Here is a 19,804-nt window from a genome sequence, read left to right on the forward strand (position 1 = left end):
CACTCGTTGTTCAGTTTTCAAAGATCAAACTTGTTCTCGCTACCGAAACCAGTTCGTTTCAGCAACTCTTATATAATATCATGTCCGAACCAACTCTGCAAGTTCTTTTTTCAAGTTTCTTTCGAAGCTTGTTTTCAATGGCTTGCCGCACCGTGTAAGCTGCGTTTTCTTGGCCGGAATTAGAATATACCATGTATGACATAACAATGCAATACTTTTTTTAAAAATATAACATTCCATCAGTTCCCCTCATATAAACTAGGACTTATATCATTATACACATGAGCTTTAAGAAACCATATCCAACTTATGAAGCTGTGTAATACACTCGCGACGTCGCGCTCATTTCACAAATCACAAACCGAAACCGGATAGAAACTGTAATATGACATTAGACCAACGTCACAGCTGTACCACAACATTAAAGTAATAAATACAGGGAAGCCGCGTATATGATCAGCATAATATTTCAACCGACCAATAACACAACTCCCCCTGCAACACACCTTATAGATCATACCTGTTCCCTCTGAACACTTTCCGCTTCCTTCTATAGAATAGATTTCCCTAACAAAGATGCAATTAATCCAACACCAAGCCGTGCCGTATGCCGGTTCTGATCAAGTAGCGGGTTCACTTCGACCAATTCCATAGATACAACCTGATTGCTCGTAGCTAAACACTCCATTGCAAAATGCGCTTCTCTATAACTCAACCCACCCGGTACAGGTGTCCCCACGCCTGGCGCTTCACGCGGATCAAGGCAGTCCATGTCAAAGCTAACATGAATACCGTCCGTCCCATCTCCCGCTATCATCATCGCCTGATCAATGACCTGTTGCATCCCCAATCGATCAATATCATGCATCGTAAAAGCTCGAATGCCCAGTGCTCTGATCTGCTCCTTCTCGTACTCATCCAGATCACGAAGTCCGATATACACCAGATTGGACGGATTCACAAAGGAACCAGCACCTCTGATCTGTGACAAATTAAAAGCCGAATGCCCCAGAAACGCAGCCACGCTCATTCCATGCATATTCCCAGTCAAACTATGTTCTTCGGTATTCAAGTCTGCATGAGCATCGAACCAGATCACACCTAAATTGCTGTAATGAGCAGTTAACCCGGCCAAAGTACCGATGGCTACACTATGGTCTCCCCCAAGCACAACTGGAAAGGCTCCCTCTTCAAGAGCAGATGCTACTTCTTGACACACATACTCACTGACCTGCTGAACCTCATTCAGATACTTTACCGTCTTGCGCCCAAGTGAAGTTGCTGATTGTGTAGGGCAATCCACACGCACCTCTCTATTCAAGAGAAACCCCAAACTCGCAATTTCACGCTTCAACCCGGCGGTGATCAGTTCATCAGGGCCTAACTCGGCCCCATTTCTAGCACCAGCTAATCCAAAAGGAACTTTAATCAGAGCCACTTCTTGTTGATGAGTCTTTACATGGCGAGTGTCCTGACCAGATACATTTGGTATCCCTTGCTCCCGCGCAGCCAAAACATCCTCATTCTTCATAAAGTATCGCTCCTTTTCATCGTTGTCGAATTATAGTCCACTGATGCCACCTTAACTTTACGATGAAGCATCACTAAGCACTTCTTTAATGATCTCTATAGCCCAATCAATCTCAGATTCCTTAATGGTTAGTGGGGGAGCAAAACGAATGGTTGTTTCATGCGTTTCTTTACAAAGTAACCCCGCCGACATCAGACGTTCGCAATAAGGTCGTGCAGGACCATCAAGCTCAACCCCAATGAATAGACCTTTGCCCCGAATTTCCCGAATGGCAGAGCTCTGAATACCTTGAAGTTGTTCCATAAAATAATTCCCCAGCCGCTCTGACCGCTCCGCAAGCTGCTCATTTTCCAAAACATCCAAAGCGGCAACTGCTACCGCACAGGCAAGTGGATTACCCCCAAACGTAGAACCGTGTGATCCCGGTTCAAACAGATCCAGGATGTCTGCTCCGGCAGCGATCGCCGAAATCGGCATCACACCTCCCCCAAGCGCTTTGCCCATAATCCATATATCTGGTTCGACAGCCTCCCAATCAGAGGCGAATCGGCGCCCCGTTCTCCCAAATCCGGTCTGGATCTCATCCGCCATGGTTAAGACTCGCTGCTGTCTGCATATCTCAAACGCCTCGGACAAATATCCAGCTGGAGGAATAATAATTCCCGCTTCGCCCTGAATAGGCTCGACAAGGAAACCCGCCGTATTCGGTCTAATCGCTTGTCTCAATGCCTCCAGATCACCGTAAGGGATAATTCGAAACCCAGGTGTGAACGGTCCAAAATCCTTTTTATATTCAGCGGAGGAAGAAAAAGAAGTAACCGTCAGGGTTCTTCCATGAAAATTGCCAGAGCATACAATAATTTCAGCCCGATTTTCAGGCACTCCCTTGCAACGATATGCCCATCTACGTACAGCCTTTATCGCTGTTTCAACCGCCTCTGCTCCTGTATTCATAGCTAATATTTTGGATTTACCCGTAAACGTGGACAGTTTTTGATAAAATATCGCTGCAGCATGGCTGTGGAATGCCCGTGATGTCAATGTGACCTTGTCTGCCTGATCTTTCAACGCTTGAATAATGACAGGGTGTCTATGTCCATGATTCAGTGCTGAATACGCACTTAACATATCCATATATCGGCGGCCTTCAGGGTCCTCTACCCACACCCCTTCTGCCTGCTCAATGACGATGGGAAGTGGATGATAATTAGGCGCAGCATACGTTTCCGACCATTGAATGAACATCTCGGTATCTGGCATTCCTTCACAACCTTCCGCATAATATTGTATACAAAATACAGTAACAGTGTATGCGAGTTGATCTGCGTTTACGACTTGTTTCCTCTTTTTCCGCATCCGCCCTGTTTGTATACCAGCACTCCAACATATCAAAATAGCTTTATCTTTCTTAAAGATGAACCACTAGCCCTCGGGTGAAGAATCCGTGTGAACCCATTTTAAATTTGTATACAATATACATAGTATGATATGCGCTTGTTTATATCTTCAATAGTAGCAAACCCATACGAGGATGACAACGCTTTTTCAATCATTTTCATACTATAATTCCAAAAAATGTTCACTGAACATTGCCACTTATGTAGCTCCCCACATGTGAACTTTGCTTGCCCAACTCCCCCCTCGATGGTAAGATGATAAAAACTTGAAACACCCGGAACAGCGCGCCCTGTATGGCTTCATTAACCATTGATCATCACTATACATATAGAAGGGAGAATTTGTATGGAGGTTCCTAAATACCGTTCCTTGAAAGATCACGTCTACGATTACATCGCTCAGAAGATTCAGGACGGGACGCTACTTCCCAACCAGAAGATTAACGAAGCCGAAATTTGCAAAAGGCTGGATATCAGTCGTACCCCTACCCGGGAAGCTTTATTTCAGTTGACCTCTGACAATCTATTGCAATATATCCCACGCAGGGGATTTATTGTTGCTCCTTTTGACACAAGCAAAAAGCTCGAATTCTCGCAGGCCATCGGTGCACTGGAGGCATTAGCCGCCACGCTGGCAGTGGATCACCTCAAAGCGTCAGAACTTATAGAAATGGAAGCCCTGATCGCCCGTATGGATGAAGACATCAATCAACTCGATCTGGCTGCCTACAGCAAAGATCAGTATCTGTTTCACAACCTATACATCCAGCGCTGCGGCAACGCCACCGTCATCGAAATGTTGAACACACTTAAGAATAGCTTTATCCGTCAATCCTATGTCAGTGATAACAAGCCAAAACTATCCGAGGTGCTACACGAAGTCAATGAGGAGCACAGACAGATTTTAAGTGCGTTTCGTGCGAAGGACAAACCACAGCTGGAAGCACTGCTCAAACATCACTGGCGTATTATTGATAACGACATGCTGTAACCTACTACTTATAAACGTAAGAGGCAACTCACATCATAACGAAGGTGAGTTGCCTCTTTTTCAATTCGTCCCAGCTTCTGTAGGAACTCTAGCCGCAAATACGGCATATCCCAGCCTTTTTCCGTATCTCAGAAGCAACCGGTCATTGGTACGACTCATTCGCTGTATATTTTTATCCTCAATCCAGTTCATATCCATCTCTCGTAAAGGGTCGTGATCGACTCCCCACTTGCCCATTGTACGCGATTGCTCCTTCACTTCAACTTTGGAGAATCCACATCCCCTCAGTCGTTTCTTCCAAGCTGACACCGTTGCCAGTGTACGTATCCCATAAAATCGCTTCAGTCTGCGACTCATCAGCTCTGTTTTCCTTCCCGATATAACCATTTCCCGATCGACAAGTAGTCCTCCAGGTTTTAGCACTCTTCGGTACTCAGCCAGTGCTCTGCGCCATGAGGTGAAAATCGTGACCGATTCGATAAACACCACGTCCACGTGATGATCTGGTAAGGGTAATGCTGTAGCGTCAGCTTGAATAAAACGCACATCAACCCGCTCTTTACGCGCACGCCTTACCGCTTTATCCAGCATGTGACGGTGCAGATCAACTGCAGTTACGTTGTACCCCTGACGGGCCAGATAACATGCTGTTCTTCCCGTACCACACCCAATCTCCAGAACATGAACCCCAGCAGGAAGCGATAATGAATCAAGCAGTTGCAGTGTGGCCGAAAATCCACCAGGATGAGCACTTCCTTCTCCTAAACGAGCAAGCAAATCATGATAATCCATGACTCCCCCTCCTTCCCTCCCTCCAGTCTATGGAACAAACCGAAAAACGGCTCCTGACTATGGAGAGAACCGGGTACTCGTCCATACCAATCCACTCGTTTCTTACTATGATATACAAACCGTTGATTTCAGGCGGCAAACCGCAACGATGAGGGGGATATGCATGCACAGAATTCATCCGGTGTGTGAAGAAACAGTGTCACCGCATGTGGGACGCCCTGTCTGTCTTGTTATGAGAGACGGCACGCATATGTATGGCACACTTGGAGGTTGCCGGGACGGGAAGGTCTACTTGAATGAATGTTTTCAAGGTCCGCGCCTGTCTTCCGTCCAATCCAAGCAACAACTGCGCAGAGTAAGTAAAAAGAAATTATCATCAGCCAGAAAAGCTAAATCTTCAGCTTATGGTGGCTACCCATATGGCGGTGGGTACGGTGGTTATGGCGGTTACGGATACGGAGCTGGCTATGACGTTGCCCTGATTGCTACGTTGTTCCTTCTTCCATTCTTATTTATCTAAATCTCAAAACAATCAGCTATTGTATGTATATTAGCAATCAACAAAACCTCTTCTTGTCCAATTACGGAACATGAAGAGGCTTTTTTTCTGCAACAAAAAAGGCATTCGCCTTAAACGAATGCCAGGATGTTCTTATTTAATTCCCTACCTCAGTCACGGATGTTCACATTATCTAAAAAAAAACACCTCGCGAGAGGCGGGTAAGCTATATTAAATCCGATTTCCTTTAGACATCGTTTTCAGGTTACTATTCGAATTCTCAAGCAATGGCAGCATCCTAGTCGTGCTCACCATCTCAGAAGCACATATTGGACAAGTAGGTACGGTATCAAACGCAAAATTGTCCCGCATCCATCCTTTGCACGTATCACTCGTACATTCCCAGATTGCCGCATCTGCTTGTGGAATTTCTTCCAACGGTTTTTTGCGATTATACATGACTTCTACCCCCTTTGTTATGGAAACACATCTTACTGACGTTATTTCACAAAAGCCACTGCTTAGCGGAAGTGTAACATCCGCCGAACTTCTGCCTCGACAACGGTTGGGCCAACTTCATCTATAAATCAAAAAAAAGAAGCTGCCTTTATCATTATAACATGTTAAAGGCAGCTATGCTTTAATTACAGTTTTACAACTTCTTCTGCTTGAGGACCACGGTTTCCTTGTACAATTTTAAATTGCACGCGTTGACCTTCGTCCAGCGTTTTGAAGCCTTCGCCTGTAATAGCGCTGAAGTGTACGAATACATCTTCTCCGCCTTCAACTTCGATGAAACCGAAGCCTTTATCAGCGTTGAACCATTTTACTGTTCCGTTTTGCATGTGAATTACACCTCCAAATAAAGATTAACATGTTCCTTTGTTCTTTGCAGCAAGCAAATAAAAATTCACACATTGAAAAAGGTACCAGTCATAAAATATAAGTGATCGCCCTTTACAATATGTGAATTAGGTTTTCCACTCTGCTCTGTACAACTTGATTCTTAGTATACCTCTAATTGATTCAAAAAGCAAATCATTGTATTTTCTTTTCAAACAGCTTTGGAAATACCTGTTTATTATCTTCATGCCATGATCAGTCTGTGTTGTCCCCTGTGAAAGATCGTCTTTCTGCGGTCTTATGAAAGGATATGCAGTTCCCATCCAACTTATACATGATTTGTGAAAATGTTCTGTCTTGCATATCCATCATACTCAGGCCACTACTGCCCATCTTACTCAGAGTCAGTGCAACAATATGTCGGCACCCGACTTAACTACACAACTAAGTCCATGCCCACATAAAAGCATCGCGATCCCAAGCAACCCGCCCGCCATGAAGCTTGCGAAATGCTTTTTTCACCTCTTTGGACAAGGAAGCATTACCGTTCTCATTAACAAAAACAAAATGCTCTCCGTAATGAGTTCTTACATATTCTATTGCTACTTCCTGACGAAGTGTGCCTGTAAACTTAATCTCAGAAACCATCCATTCAGCTACGTCCTGCGCCGTCTTTTCCATTCTTTCACCTGCCGTTCTTCAATTACAACGTGGTCAATCTTTTCTTGCCTGACTTTCTACCGTCTAAAGTATACCACGATTGTAGAAAATACGAAAAATAGGAAAGGACAAAGTTACGACGAAGGAGAAATGAACGTTCTACAATCCATTTCAGAGCAAGTGTACCCATTCCAGAGAGAGCGTAATATAATACCTTGCATGAACAGCTTGAATGCTTCGTATGGGATGGATAAAAACATAAAAAGTAACAAAAAAGAGATACATCTAATTGTATTTTACCCTAAAATCAGGTATGGCTTATCCCTCTGCCTGTCCATTATAGTAAGACTTAAGATTTAAACTGCAGGGGCGCTTCATCTATTTAGCGTCAAATGACTATGAAACTTAGATAACGATGAAATTGATAATGCATATCGAATCAGGGAGGATTTTATGAAAGCATTTTTTCAACGATGGGGACATCTGCTGGCTATTCTATGTATACCACTTCAAGGCTCCATTTATATGTTCCTAGGTAGTCAAGCGGGAAGTGATGTATTTTACAATTATGCCTGGATTGATACACAAATTCCTTTTATCAAAGAATTTATTATTCCATATGTCAGCTGGATGCCTATTCTATATCTAAGCTTTCTCTATCTTGGTTTAACGAATAAGTCGTTATTCTGGCGGACACTGCTCATTTATAACGTCGGGGTGATGGCAGCGAATGTTTGTTTTGTGGTATTCCCCTCGTATGTACCGCGTCCGGAAGTGACCGGAACAGACCTAAGCAGTGTACTCGTGCAATTCATCTATTCCAATGATGCGCCCGTGAATTGTTTTCCAAGCGTCCATTGTTTAACAAGCTACATGTTGTTCATCATTCTCAACCGACATCTGAACGTTAAACCTGCCGTACGAATCTTCGGCTCCGTCTGGCTATGGCTCATTATTGCTTCAACTGTCTTCGTCAAACAACATTCCATGCTGGACGTCGTTGGTGGCATTGCTTTTGCTGAAGCCGCTTATTGGACAGTTCATGTTTTTGCCAAACGTCTCGGACAGACCGCAAAAAACAGCAAGCAACCACTCCGATCCACGCAGCCAAGCCGAAATGCATAACGTAGTTCCAGAACAGACGTTATAGATAAACAGGTTGCGACATGATACATTTCAACAATAACAATAACAAAACAATAATAAAGAGGGCTCAGGTGCCCTCTTTTTTTATTGCATTCTTCAGACTAAAGTTATTGAGTATAAATTCCACTAGACCAGTACGGGCTACCATTCGTTAGACTATCGGGGGACGCTCATGCAAGAGATCGGATGGTGGGCTTCCCATGAGCCGTTTGAATATGCGGTAAAAATAAGACAAATCCCGATAGCCGAGAAATTCGGCAATTTCCTGAATGGAGAGCTGCGACTCGGTGAGCAGGTACAGAGCCCTTTTCATCCGTTGGTCATGAACGTACTCGCTAATCGTCTGATTCGTTACAGTTTTGAACAGGGAGGCCGCATAATTGGGAGACTTTCCGATCTCGTCACCAAGTTCTTCCTTAGTTACTTTCTCCCGATAATGCTGCTCAATATACCGTTTCATCCGTTCCACGTACCGATGCCTCTCTGGCGGAATGATACCGCGATCGAGTTCCCGGTTAATATAAATTAGGACTTCCATCAATAAGGCCTGGCTCATCATGACATAATAAGAAGGACGCTCTTCCCATTGTTGCTGAATGCCCTTCATTCGCTGATGAATCAGTTCGTAACAGCCTGGTTTATGCCTTAATGGTTCACGTTGTTCGAGTGCAGGCAGTTCTGCAGTCTCATTTTGCCTCAACAAAATAACAAACTGGGTGTGCGTAACCGTAGGAATACTCTTTCCATAATAGGGTGTCCCACCGGGAATAAGTAACAATTCACCCTTTTCCATGATCTGTTTATCTCCGTTCACCCAATATACACATTTTCCATATGTAACCAAGCTAAGACGCCAAATCCCTTGTGGTTGCACGGCTTCTTCGTACCACCCTACGCCATTCACATGATGTACTTCAAGTGGAGTAACCATATAACACCTCATTATCGGACTATACTCTAATCATTGTACTATAGTTCATATCGTGATTCGACAGAAAACGCTACAATGTACACATAAGCACTAAATATGAGGAGGATATTAGCATGTTGAAAACCAAAATTATCTGTACTATGGGACCTGCTTGTGACTCAATCGAAACGTTGAAAGTAATGATTCAGGAAGGTATGACAGTTGCCCGTCTAAATATGGCTCATGGAGAGCTGGAAGATCACGTGGGACGGATTAATAATATCCGTACAGCTGCTGCTGAACTGAACAAATATATCCCCATTATGATGGATATCAAAGGACCGGAAGTACGGATCGGTAAATTAAAAGAAGCTTCGGTTCACCTGCAGGCAGGTAAAGAACTTACGCTGACTACTGAGGATATTCTTGGCGATGTAGAGCGTATCTCTGTAAACTATCCTGAATTGAATCTGGTTGTCAAACCAGGAGATCGCATTCTAATTGACGACGGCTTGGTTGATCTGACTGTATTGTCTGTCGAAGGTTCAGAGATTCACTGCAAAATCATCAGCGGCGGTATCCTGAAACCACGTAAAGGTGTGAACCTGCCGGGAATCAAAACGACTTTGCCAGGCGTAACCGAGCGTGACGTAATGCACATCGGATTCGGGATCGAGAACAACATCGAAATTATCGCAGCATCCTTTGTTCGTAAAGGCGATGACATTCGTGAAATCCGTAGCATTCTCAAAGAACGCGGTCAAGACCATGTACAGATCATCTCCAAAATCGAAAACCAAGAAGGCATGACCAACCTGGATGATATCATCGAAGCATCCGACGGCATTATGGTAGCTCGTGGTGACCTCGGGGTTGAAGTTCCGATTGAAGACGTACCGATGATGCAAAAAGAAATGATCGACAAATGTAACAAAGCCGGCAAACCGGTTATCGTCGCTACACACATGTTGGAATCCATGCAAGTAAATCCTCGTCCAACACGTTCCGAGGTAAGTGACGTGGCAAATGCGGTACTGCAAGGCGCAGACGTTGTAATGTTGTCTGGCGAATCCGCTGCTGGTAAATATCCGATCCAATCTGTTCGTACGATGGCTGCTGTTGCACGTCGCGCAGAAACAATGATCGATTACAAAGAACAATTCAACCAAAAGTCTGCGCAGCAAGTGGCTGACATTACCGAAGTTATCAGTCAGGGAGCAGTAAGTTCTTCCCTCGTTCTGAATGCTAAAGCGATTATTACTTCGACAGAGAGTGGTTTCACAGCTCGCATGATCTCCAAATATCGTCCAAAAGCACCGATCATCGCAGTCACTCAACATGAGGAAGTGCTGTCCAAAATCTGCCTTCTCTCCGGCGTTATTCCGGTAATGGGCGATAAAGTGACAACAACGGATGAAATGTTCGAATCTGCAACACGCAATGCGATCAAAACAGGTTACATTGAAAAAGGTGACATTATCGTATTGTCAGCTGGTGTTCCAATCGGCCAATCCGGTAACACCAACCTGATTAAAGTACTGCAAGTATAATTACGAATCGCGGCATAGCGAAAAAGTATGAAATCAAAAATCCACCGGGATGTGAAATCCGGTGGATTTTTGATTTTCCTCTTTTACTTACTAAATTAAAAGCTGAACGAGAAAAAATTGATCTATTCTTTTACACAGAAACTACAAGTTGCGCGAATAGTTAACCAGATCCTGTGACATGTTGTTGATCTCATCCATTGAGGCATTGACCTGCTGTGTCAGGGCTGCCTGATTCTGAGTCAATGTGGACATGTTGCCGATATGCTGCAAAATATGATCAATTAACGTTTTCATTTTCTGCATGCTATCTTCAATGTTGACCGTTGCCTCCGAACTGTGATCAGCCAACTTCCGCACCTCCCCAGCTACAACGCCGAAGCCCAAACCGAGTTCACCTGCGCGTGCAGCTTCAATGGCTGCATTCAAACCCAGTAGATTCGTCTGACTGGCAATCTCTCGAATAAACGCCGTAATACTTTTCGTATCGTCCACACTATTTCGAACTTGCGTTGCCGCATCAGCGGATAACTCCTGAGCATTAACCAGCTCCTGTGCCTGATCCGTAATGGAGTTAATGCCGTTCACCATCTCTTCGATGGAGTCGGACAATTGTTTTGTTTTCAAATTCATCGCTTCAACAATGACTTCTTTGTTCTTCTGGTGAGTAACATCCCGAATCGTACCAGCAACACGAAGCGGTACCCCGTTCTCGTCACGAATGGTTTCACCACCTGCATGATACCAGCGATACTCCCCGTCTTTCCGTTGCAAACGGTAATCGAGATCATACGGCGTTCTACCGCTGTAATCATTCATATGTTCAGCAAATGCATTAATCGTACGGTCATGATCTTCAGGGTGAAGACGGCTGCTCCAGCTACTGAATATGTTCGGGAAATCTTCTTCATTTTTAAAGCCAAGTTCTCTGCGGAATTGCGGTGACCACCAAAATTCATTGTTTGGATTGACCACATCCCCGGCAACGACCGTCATATCCCACGGCGCTTCTACAAGTGCACGGTTGACGAGATCATAACGGGTAACAAGCGCCTCGAGTTCATCTGACTTGATCTTCTCCTCATGAACGTCGAACATGACTCCAATTAACTTAACCGGAGCACCTGTAGCATCTCTCAGAAGTCGTCCAAGACATCTGAACCAACGAACATCTCCGTTTTTCAAAACCATACGGCTTGTAACATTATATCCCGCTTGGTCATTCGGATCATTCACATGTCTCGTAATATCCTCCACAAGCTGTGGTCTGTCCTCTGGGTGCACAGATTTAGCCCAACTGGCGAATTCATTGGGGAAGTCCTTCGAATTACTATAGCCCAGCATCTTCCGGAACTCTTCCGAGAATGAAACGATGTTATTGTGATCCAGCGGATTACCTGCAACGATCTTCGACTCCCATATCGCCGCTTGGAGTGCCTGATTCAACATGGTAAGACGCATTTGCGCAACCTCATGCTGTGATTGCATCAGTTGTACTGCTTTTTGAATATTTCCCAAAATTTCATCATTGCCTTGTGCATCAGCATCTGTCCCGCTCCAAAACTGGCCCTTCTGAGCGTTCTCAAGTAAACGACGGCTGTAACTCAGCAATTGTTCACGTGAATCTATACGATTTGATTTGCTTACTTCACTACGTTTCAAAAACATCGCGGTATCCCCTCTTATGTAAGGTGTCTTTATATATTCTTCGACATATATTGACAAGAAGTGTAGGTCTAAAGTCTCCAATGTAAAAAAAAAACGCAAATCCCCCTCAGTTGGAGAAGATCCACGTTGTTAGATGATATTCTGTTTGTTGTATAACTCCGATTTACGTAAAAATAATTCTCTTCTACCAACCAAAATTAAGCGTTTTGCCCGTCTCTGTCCATGTCTTGATACTACTTAGAATCATCCACCAGCTATTCTGCGCATTGGCATAGGAAGGATGGTTATCTGTAAACTGATCATTGATCAGCGTCAGCTTGGTACACTCCCCTACGTTCTCCAACTGAAAGATGACTCTCGACTGAAGCTCGGCATGATTGGAATGATACGAGGGCCCTGGATGTTCTAGGTAGCCAAGTGTGGAGAGCGGCTCAAACTCCAGAATCTCACCATATACATGGACGGTTTCCTCACCATCATTACCGGGCCCGACATAAGCAAAGGGCTGTCCAGGTTGAAAATTCGAGCGAAGCTCACTGCCAAAGAAGCTACTACGCGTACCCTCCGAGGAAATCAGGGCATTCCATACTTCTTCACGTCCTGCATTGATATAAAATTCATATTTTAATTCCATCAGCTACGCACTCCCTTTCATACACTCAAACTACGGTTGTTTTTCCCGTATTTCTATCCTACCTTTAAACCCCATTGCTCGTATTGTAAAAACGCGACAACGACGAAAAATCCGTTATACTAAAAGAGATTCATTGAGCCAGATTGCTTCACCATCTTTTCCAAAAAGGAAGGAGAGTACACAGGTATGAACAGGACAGGCAAGCTCGATCCGCCCCCCATGGGTTTGCTTCATCTGGAAGTAGGCAGGCAACAATATCAGTTACTGCGAGTGCCTCCAGCCGAGATACTGAATCCTTTTGTCAAACATTACTGGATGGTGTCCTGGGATCTTGCGGGCAGTGACCCGTATCCCCAGCATGTAGTGCCTAACCCCTGCGTCAATCTGGTCGTTGAACGAAACAAAACATTTTTTTTCGGGCCTTCTGATCAAAAGTTTACGTACGCTATTCACGGCAAAGGTTGTGTTTTCGGCGTAAAGTTCAGACCGGGGGGATTCTATCCCTTCCTTCGAGCACCCGTTTCTACTCTCTACGGGAAACCACTTGAGGTATCGGGTCTGCTCGGCATCCGTGCCGGAGCATTAGAAGATATTTTGCTTGGTGAAGACGCTATGGAGGAAAAAGCCCGCTATATGGATCAAATGCTTTCTGCACGCCTTCCCGCGAAGGACATTGACGCAAGTTTAACCTGTGCTATTGTGGAGCATATTGAGCAAGATCGGGATATGCTTAGAGTAGATCAGCTGTCATCCCACTGGAATCTGCATACACGCAAACTCCAGCGTCTGTTTAATCAATATGTCGGCATCAGCCCCAAAACAGTCATCCAATTATATCGTCTGCAAAATGCGGCTGAGTGCATCGAACGCGGCTTAGCCTGCGACCTGGGCAAGTTATCTCAAGACCTGGGATACCATGATCAATCTCATTTTATTAAAGACTTCAAATCCATCATTGGCAGCACACCCGAAGAATATATGCTGTTGTCTGCATCTGTTCCATGAAGCAGAAGCGGAAACCATGCAGGATGAGTATCTATGAAATACAGCCACCAGGATAGATACCTAAGGCAAACGTATCACTTCAATTGTGTCACCTGTATGAATGGTACCCTCACGTTCAACGGAACAGACGATACCGCGTTTCTTGCGGGCGGCCGGCACAAACTTTTTGCGCAAACCCTCCTGTCCGTAGAACTGTTCAATGACTTTTCCAGGATGCACACAAGGCAGGTTCTCTCCTTCACAGATCAAGCCTGTTCCATCAGGAAACAGAAGTCTGGTTCCCACGGGCAGTTCAGTCAATTGCTCTATACCTCGAACCAGTATATTGGCACCAAGCCACTCGGGACGCACTTCCGGAATGTTCATCTTCTGGGCGATCAAAGCGCACTCTTCCTCAGAAACGATGCTGATCTGCCGGCGATTGGCAATCGGCGTACCCCGTTTGTAGATTTTCTGACGGGAATCTGCTGGTCTTAACAGACCGTAATGCCGATCACCGGGTATTCCAGCAAGTTCAATATCTATAAAGGGCACTACCCTTGTTACAAATGTAGACGGATCATCTGCAAGCAGAACAAATTGAGCTGTTCCCATTAAACTCCCCTCCCTTTCTGGATCATTCACTTTCCCCTGTTGCTCTAAATGTTGTTACTCTGTGTATGAATCTTTGATAATCGGTAGATGCTGATAGGTAAAAGGTATGTCTTATTATCTTACCCACTTTTCGAAGTTAGAAGAAAATCACGAATAAAATTCAATTACAGTATACGCAATTAAATTGCAAAAAATTAATTTGAAATTCCCCGTTTATATGCTAATCTATATATTAAGTATGTTAGGAGTTCATTACATAGTAGAAAGCAGGGTGTTTCTTTTGATCGGTACTATATTTGTTGCTCTTGTAGCTGTTGAACACTTCTATATCATGATTATGGAGATGTTCATGTGGACACGTCCACGCACGATGAAAACGTTTGGCACTACACCGGAGTTTGCTAACTCCACCAAAGCTCTTGCCGCTAATCAGGGTCTGTACAACGGTTTTCTTGCAGCCGGTCTGATCTGGGGCCTGTTGTATCCGGATTCCAGTGTAGGGCTGCATATTCAGATTTTCTTCTTAGCATGTGTAATCATTGCGGCTCTTTACGGCGGTGCAACTTCTTCACGATCCATTATTATCAAACAGGGCTTGCCGGCAATCATTGCACTTTTGCTTGTATTGTTCCTGTAACTTGGTTAAAACGGGCATAATCTGCGACTGGACCCTCGGATATGGTAAGGTAGGAAGTATATCTTGCCAATCACCAGAATGGTTCTGGGAGTAGAAAGGGGAACATGTCATGGGACTGTTTGACAAGCTGCGTCGGCGCAAAAAGGAAAAAGTACAATCCAGCGTTGCTGCTCCGCAGACGGATTATAGTCAAACCATTGTCGGATTTGTGCTATTAGAACGGGAAGACTGTGATTTTAATCTTTTTATCGACCGGATGAAGATGGAATGGAATATTGAGATTAATGAACAAGCCGAGGAAGGCAACCTCTTCTTTGAAGTTGATGGAATGCAGGTCGTGTGCGCTCACATTGCCGCACCTGTACCCGACCGCGAGGTCGAGGAGAATGCGAAGTTAAACATTCTTTGGCCAGAAGCTGAACAGGTAACTGCAAGGCACCAGTCTCAGATCATTGTATCTGTTCTGAATGCAACTGATGCTATCCAGGGACACATCCTTTTTACTCAAACCGCATCCGCATTACTGCAATTGGATCATGCTCTCGCAATCTACATGTCTCCACTTGTCGTTGAAGCAGGTAAGTATGTGGAGGTAAGCCGTGGGCTTAAAGAGGATGAATTACCGGTACCTCTGTGGGTGTTCATTGGTCTGTATCAAAACACCGAAGGTGCTTCAGCTTATACGTACGGCCTGCGTAACTTCGGGAAAGTTGAGATGGAGATTACTGGATCGTCCAAGCCATTAAGTGATGTCTTTGAGATGATGTTTATGACAACTACCTATGTTGTTGAAAATGATGTTACCCTTCATGATGGTGAGACTCTTGGGTTCACTCCAGAGCAGAAATTAAGCATTACCCTCTCCAAGGGAATTGCTACGGAAGGGGAAAGCCTGAAGATTGGTTTATAACCGCTTCTGGTGCTCCCTCGCAATACTGATATTCATAAAAGCCGTCTGGGGATTTATTTCGGGCGGCTTTTTATGATTCAACAAAAAATTATAGTTCATTCGTACTATGATGATATGTGTATACATTTTTATTTAACGCATAAAGGAGTATGATTAATAGGCCATTAGGCTTACACACATAAATTGATGAATGAGGAGTTGCCTGTATGTCTGTCAGACGTTTGGATTCACCTAAACCCATTATTGAAATTGTCTGGGAAGGGATTGTTTCACCAGAGCAGGTTGAACACGTTAATACGGAGATCGAGAGAATTGCTCCCGAGCTGGGTAACGCATTTGATGTGCTCGTCGACATGAGAAATCTGAAAGCCTTTCCACAAGATACCAAAGATAAGATGGTTGCCCATCAAAAACGGGCAAAAGAACTGGGCATGAAGCGGGCTAGTGTAGCTGTCGGTGGAGCGATCGCCAAGATGCAACTTAATCGAATCTCCAAAGAATCAGAACATCAGACGGAATTTCAATGGGAAACATATGATGAGGCATTGGCATTTTTATTGAAATAAACATGCGAAATATAACTCTTATATAGACAATGGGGTTCTCCAGCGGGGAGCCTCTTTTTGGCATTTGAACATTTAGGCCGCTAACTTTTGAGAAAGAACTAAAATTTGATTTCGAAATGACGATATATTGCATAAGCTTGCCAAGAAAAAAGAGATTAGCATGTGGGGGGAATTGGAATGAAGCTCAAACCTAAATTAATGATGATGTTTCTGACAGCTGTGCTGATCGCTGCATTGCCAATCGCATTACTTGGTTTGTATCAGACGGAGAAACAAGCCACTCGTAATGTTGACTCCGCACTTAAGGGTGTGATGGCCTCTTCGGCTAACCAGTTGGACGGCTGGATTTCAAGTAATGCCAAAATTATTGAAACATTAGGCTTTGTTATTGAAGATGGCGTACCTGAAGGGGCGCTTACTGAAGACTATTTTAATGTGATGAACAAAGGCAGTAACAAAGAAAATCTGTCTGATCTATATTTCGGCTCGGAAAAAAACGGCACTTTCATGAACGGTTCCGACTGGTCTCCAGATGCCGGCTATGATCCCCGTAAACGTCCATGGTATGAGCAGGCTAAACAAGCGGATGCTCTGATGTTCTCCGACCCTTACCAGGATATGATGACCAAAGAGTATGCCGTATCCATCGCGATGCCTGTACATAACAAGGAAGGGGGTCTGCAAGGTGTCGTTGCAGGCGACCTACTACTCTCCAAATTGACGGACACGGTCAAAAAAATTAATCTTAACGGACTCGGATACACCTTTATGATAGACAAAAATGGGATGCTTCTCGCCCATCCAGAGGAAAAAATGGTGAACACCTCCGCCAAGGATAATTCAGAATTAAGCCCCCTGCTGGCAGATATGCAGAGTAACCCTTCAGGGGAGAAGTCGTTTCAATCTAACGGCGAAGATTACCTGTTATTCTATAACCAGATTCCTAGTACAGGCTGGGTGATTGGTTCCGTGATTTCAAAAAAACTTGCCTATGCTGAATTTTATCAGTTGCGTAATAATTATATTCTAATTATTGGAGCTACACTTCTGGCTGTACTGGCTGGAGCTTACTGGGTTGCGACTCTGTTCATTAAACCGTTGAAACAGCTGCACCAGACCTCCATGCAAATGTCAGGCGGTGACTTCACGGGACGGGTTAACGCGAAGGGTAAAGATGAATTTGCTGAACTCGGCATCGCCTTTAACCAGATGTCAGATCAACTCGGCACACTGCTACGCCAAGTCACCACCTCGGCTGACCGGGTACACAGCATTTCAGGAGAGATGCAGGAACACACGGAAAATACCAAACGAATTGCTGAACAAATCTCGATTGCCACAGATGAGCTGGCTCAAGGCTCGAGCACACAAGCTGAATCCGTCTACGATGGATCGGGTCGTCTGGCTATTATGAGTGACAATGTTGGGGGTATTAACCGCAGTGTAGAACAATCGGTGGAGATGATACGTGACGCCGGTGAAGCGATGCTCACAGGTCTGCAAGCCGTGGATCACCAGGTTGAACTGGCAGACGGCAATCGTCACTCCATTGACCGGGTAGGTGAGTCCATTACACTGCTTGCCGACAAGTCTCAGAAGATTGAGGGCATCGTTGCTATGATTCAAGGTATCGCCTCTCAAACCAATCTACTGGCGTTAAATGCCTCGATTGAAGCTGCAAGAGCGGGTGAACACGGACGGGGCTTCGCTGTTGTGGCAGAAGAAGTACGCAAGCTTGCTGAGCAATCTGCCGATTCTGCCAAAGACATTATCATACTGCTGAATGAAATTCAGACTGCCAGCGGCATGAGTGTTAACGAAGTACGCACTGCTGAACAGGGTGTGGAACAACAGGTTGCTGCCGTGCACAACATGCGTGAATCCTTTGTCCGCATTCAACAGTCTATTGAAGGCATTGAAGCTCAGCTGAAACAAGTGTCCACTGCAACGACGGAACTGGACGACAATGCTGGCAAAGTTGCCGAGGTGATCTCCAGCGTTGCGGCGATGTCGGAGCAAAGCGCTGCTTCGACGGAAGAAGTGGCTTCTTCCACACAAGAGCAATTCAATTATATTACCAGCATCTCCGAGCGCTCCAATGAATTGGCTGAGCAATCCAAAGCATTGGCCGACGAGGTGAAAAAGTTTAAAGTGTAATGTCGGATTTCGATAGATGGTGACCTCTGCAAAAGGACATGCATATCCAAGCTGATTAAATCAAGAAATCAGTATTATAGATATAAAAAACAGACCTCATTATGCTCCAGATGGTGCATAATGAGGTCTGTTTACTGTTTGGTCATGTGTCACAGACACCATTGAACATTTGCATGGTACCGTAGCAGATAAATAATCAACATGTGTGGTAGATCCCGTTTTTCACATTATGTGCTACGACTATTTACGCAGCTCTGCTGGTGCTTGACCTGCCGAATCCCGAACCACCAACTCGGGTTTAAGTACAATTTTTTGTGGAGCCTTCTGTTCATCCTTTAGCTCATCGATCAACAAATCCACTGCACGGCGACCCAAATCTTCAATTGGTTGGGCAATCGTGGTTAGGGGCGGACTCGTTACTGAAGCGAGAATCGTATTGTCGAATCCGATAATGGATACATCTCTCGGTACACGTAGTCCTAACTCCTTGGCTGCTTGAAGTGCACCAATCGCCTGAATATCATTACAACAGAATAAGCCTGTCGGATGATTCTGTTCACCGAGTAGCCGCAATGCTTCTTGTTTGGCAGAGCCTAGATCTGCAGCTGATTCACGGATCTGATCAGGCTCCAGTACGTATCCTGCCTTATTTAATGCTTCACGGAAGCCACGTATCCGTTCCTGACTGCTACTGACTTTGGATGGCTCAGACAAGACCGCCAGACGCGTATGTCCAAGTTCAAGCAGATGCTGCGCAGCCAATAAGCCGCCAAGTCTATCGTCAATGGTGACCGTATGCACTGACAACGCAGGCATATGGCGGGCAATCAGCGCAACAGGCATCGACTGCTGCAAGAGTGGTGACAGAATTTCGGCATTATCGATCCCGGTTCCGATCATCATGCCGTCGACTCTTTTTTGCTGCAACAGGTTCAGGTATCGCTCTACTCGCTCGTCCTTGTTATCCGTACTACAGATTACCACGCTATATCCCAACTGGCGGCTACGATCCTCTACTGCCCGGGCAAGTTCGGCAAAATATGGATTTGAAATATCCGGCACAAGCAGGCCAAGCGTATACGTCTGTTTACCTGTCAGTGCAGCAGCAATTGCGCTCGGTTGATAGTGAAGCCGCTCCATGATCTCCATAATCTCGGCACGGCGCTTCTCGCTGATCTTGCCTTTGCCGTTAATCACCTGCGAGACGGTGGCAATAGATACCCCCGCCTCGCGTGCTATATCGTAAATGGTTGCTTTCATCGTTTTTCCCCATTTGTGCTATATATAAATTCATTATACATAGATGATTATTCTCTT

At 44.9% G+C, this 19,804-nt stretch carries 20 protein-coding genes; 9 read left to right on the top strand and 11 right to left on the bottom strand.

The window, feature by feature from the left end; all coding sequences use genetic code 11:
- Window positions 1–550: 550 nt before the first annotated feature.
- Window positions 551–1,531 carry an arginase gene (gene rocF, locus BLQ13_RS28050; RefSeq protein ID WP_090924965.1) on the bottom strand — a complete coding sequence of 327 codons (981 nt, stop codon included), beginning with the start codon at window positions 1,529–1,531 and terminating at the stop codon, window positions 551–553.
- Window positions 1,532–1,588: 57 nt separating this feature from the next.
- Complete coding sequence (locus BLQ13_RS28055; protein WP_090924966.1) at window positions 1,589–2,791, bottom strand: ornithine--oxo-acid transaminase; 1,203 nt, start codon at window positions 2,789–2,791, stop codon at window positions 1,589–1,591.
- Between the two features lie 483 nt (window positions 2,792–3,274).
- Here BLQ13_RS28055 and BLQ13_RS28060 point away from each other — a divergent pair, with 483 nt between their 5' ends.
- Window positions 3,275–3,919, top strand: a complete 645-nt coding sequence (locus BLQ13_RS28060) for a GntR family transcriptional regulator (protein ID WP_090924967.1) — start codon at window positions 3,275–3,277, stop codon at window positions 3,917–3,919.
- A gap of 60 nt (window positions 3,920–3,979) precedes the next feature.
- Here the strand turns inward: BLQ13_RS28060 and BLQ13_RS28065 are convergent, their stop codons facing one another.
- Window positions 3,980–4,711 carry a class I SAM-dependent methyltransferase gene (locus BLQ13_RS28065; RefSeq protein ID WP_090924968.1) on the bottom strand — a complete coding sequence of 244 codons (732 nt, stop codon included), beginning with the start codon at window positions 4,709–4,711 and terminating at the stop codon, window positions 3,980–3,982.
- Between the two features lie 163 nt (window positions 4,712–4,874).
- Between BLQ13_RS28065 and BLQ13_RS28070 the strand changes: the two genes are divergently transcribed.
- The gene (locus tag BLQ13_RS28070; RefSeq protein ID WP_090924969.1) at window positions 4,875–5,231 is read left to right on the top strand and encodes a hypothetical protein; all 357 of its coding nucleotides are present in this window, start codon (window positions 4,875–4,877) and stop codon (window positions 5,229–5,231) included.
- A 210-nt stretch (window positions 5,232–5,441) separates the two neighbouring features.
- Here the strand turns inward: BLQ13_RS28070 and BLQ13_RS28075 are convergent, their stop codons facing one another.
- The 3 genes from BLQ13_RS28075 to BLQ13_RS28085 all read right to left on the bottom strand — a co-directional run bounded on the left by BLQ13_RS28075 (window position 5,442) and on the right by BLQ13_RS28085 (window position 6,734).
- Complete coding sequence (locus tag BLQ13_RS28075) at window positions 5,442–5,669, bottom strand: cold-shock protein (RefSeq protein WP_090924970.1); 228 nt, start codon at window positions 5,667–5,669, stop codon at window positions 5,442–5,444.
- Between the two features lie 185 nt (window positions 5,670–5,854).
- Complete coding sequence (locus BLQ13_RS28080) at window positions 5,855–6,055, bottom strand: cold-shock protein (protein WP_024633772.1); 201 nt, start codon at window positions 6,053–6,055, stop codon at window positions 5,855–5,857.
- Window positions 6,056–6,497: 442 nt separating this feature from the next.
- Window positions 6,498–6,734, bottom strand: a complete 237-nt coding sequence (locus tag BLQ13_RS28085; protein WP_090924971.1) for a DUF6953 family protein — start codon at window positions 6,732–6,734, stop codon at window positions 6,498–6,500.
- Between the two features lie 432 nt (window positions 6,735–7,166).
- Here BLQ13_RS28085 and BLQ13_RS28090 point away from each other — a divergent pair, with 432 nt between their 5' ends.
- On the top strand, window positions 7,167–7,838 hold the full coding sequence (locus BLQ13_RS28090) for a phosphatase PAP2 family protein (RefSeq protein ID WP_090924972.1): 672 nt from the start codon (window positions 7,167–7,169) through the stop codon (window positions 7,836–7,838).
- Window positions 7,839–8,010: 172 nt separating this feature from the next.
- On the opposite strand, the gene BLQ13_RS28095 is transcribed toward BLQ13_RS28090, so the two are convergent.
- Entirely contained in the window at window positions 8,011–8,790 is a 780-nt protein-coding gene (locus tag BLQ13_RS28095; RefSeq protein WP_090924973.1) for a helix-turn-helix transcriptional regulator, read from the bottom strand.
- A gap of 113 nt (window positions 8,791–8,903) precedes the next feature.
- Between BLQ13_RS28095 and pyk the strand changes: the two genes are divergently transcribed.
- On the top strand, window positions 8,904–10,319 hold the full coding sequence (gene pyk / locus BLQ13_RS28100) for a pyruvate kinase (protein ID WP_090924974.1): 1,416 nt from the start codon (window positions 8,904–8,906) through the stop codon (window positions 10,317–10,319).
- Window positions 10,320–10,460: 141 nt separating this feature from the next.
- On the opposite strand, the gene BLQ13_RS28105 is transcribed toward pyk, so the two are convergent.
- Window positions 10,461–11,984 carry a methyl-accepting chemotaxis protein gene (locus BLQ13_RS28105; protein WP_090924975.1) on the bottom strand — a complete coding sequence of 508 codons (1,524 nt, stop codon included), beginning with the start codon at window positions 11,982–11,984 and terminating at the stop codon, window positions 10,461–10,463.
- 184 nt (window positions 11,985–12,168) lie between these two features.
- Window positions 12,169–12,618, bottom strand: coding sequence for an SRPBCC family protein (locus tag BLQ13_RS28110; RefSeq protein WP_090924976.1), 450 nt, complete (start codon window positions 12,616–12,618; stop codon window positions 12,169–12,171).
- Between the two features lie 186 nt (window positions 12,619–12,804).
- Between BLQ13_RS28110 and BLQ13_RS28115 the strand changes: the two genes are divergently transcribed.
- Window positions 12,805–13,623 carry a helix-turn-helix transcriptional regulator gene (locus BLQ13_RS28115; RefSeq protein WP_090924977.1) on the top strand — a complete coding sequence of 273 codons (819 nt, stop codon included), beginning with the start codon at window positions 12,805–12,807 and terminating at the stop codon, window positions 13,621–13,623.
- Window positions 13,624–13,683: 60 nt separating this feature from the next.
- On the opposite strand, the gene BLQ13_RS28120 is transcribed toward BLQ13_RS28115, so the two are convergent.
- Window positions 13,684–14,217 carry an MOSC domain-containing protein gene (locus BLQ13_RS28120; protein ID WP_090924978.1) on the bottom strand — a complete coding sequence of 178 codons (534 nt, stop codon included), beginning with the start codon at window positions 14,215–14,217 and terminating at the stop codon, window positions 13,684–13,686.
- Window positions 14,218–14,455: 238 nt separating this feature from the next.
- Here BLQ13_RS28120 and BLQ13_RS28125 point away from each other — a divergent pair, with 238 nt between their 5' ends.
- The 4 genes from BLQ13_RS28125 to BLQ13_RS28140 all read left to right on the top strand — a co-directional run bounded on the left by BLQ13_RS28125 (window position 14,456) and on the right by BLQ13_RS28140 (window position 18,487).
- On the top strand, window positions 14,456–14,854 hold the full coding sequence (locus BLQ13_RS28125; RefSeq protein WP_090924989.1) for a DUF1304 domain-containing protein: 399 nt from the start codon (window positions 14,456–14,458) through the stop codon (window positions 14,852–14,854).
- A 109-nt stretch (window positions 14,855–14,963) separates the two neighbouring features.
- Window positions 14,964–15,764: a DUF4261 domain-containing protein gene (locus BLQ13_RS28130; RefSeq protein ID WP_090924979.1), complete on the top strand. Its 801-nt coding sequence runs from the start codon at window positions 14,964–14,966 to the stop codon at window positions 15,762–15,764.
- A 206-nt stretch (window positions 15,765–15,970) separates the two neighbouring features.
- Window positions 15,971–16,330 (top strand): hypothetical protein, encoded by a 360-nt coding sequence (locus BLQ13_RS28135; RefSeq protein ID WP_090924980.1) that lies wholly within the window; start codon window positions 15,971–15,973, stop codon window positions 16,328–16,330.
- Window positions 16,331–16,507: 177 nt separating this feature from the next.
- Entirely contained in the window at window positions 16,508–18,487 is a 1,980-nt protein-coding gene (locus tag BLQ13_RS28140) for a methyl-accepting chemotaxis protein (protein ID WP_090924981.1), read from the top strand.
- A 240-nt stretch (window positions 18,488–18,727) separates the two neighbouring features.
- Here the strand turns inward: BLQ13_RS28140 and BLQ13_RS28145 are convergent, their stop codons facing one another.
- On the bottom strand, window positions 18,728–19,747 hold the full coding sequence (locus BLQ13_RS28145; RefSeq protein ID WP_090924982.1) for a LacI family DNA-binding transcriptional regulator: 1,020 nt from the start codon (window positions 19,745–19,747) through the stop codon (window positions 18,728–18,730).
- Window positions 19,748–19,804: the final 57 nt, after the last annotated feature.

It is taken from the genome of Paenibacillus polysaccharolyticus (assembly GCF_900102085.1).
In the GTDB taxonomy this organism is placed as follows: Bacteria; Bacillota; Bacilli; order Paenibacillales; family Paenibacillaceae; genus Paenibacillus; species Paenibacillus polysaccharolyticus.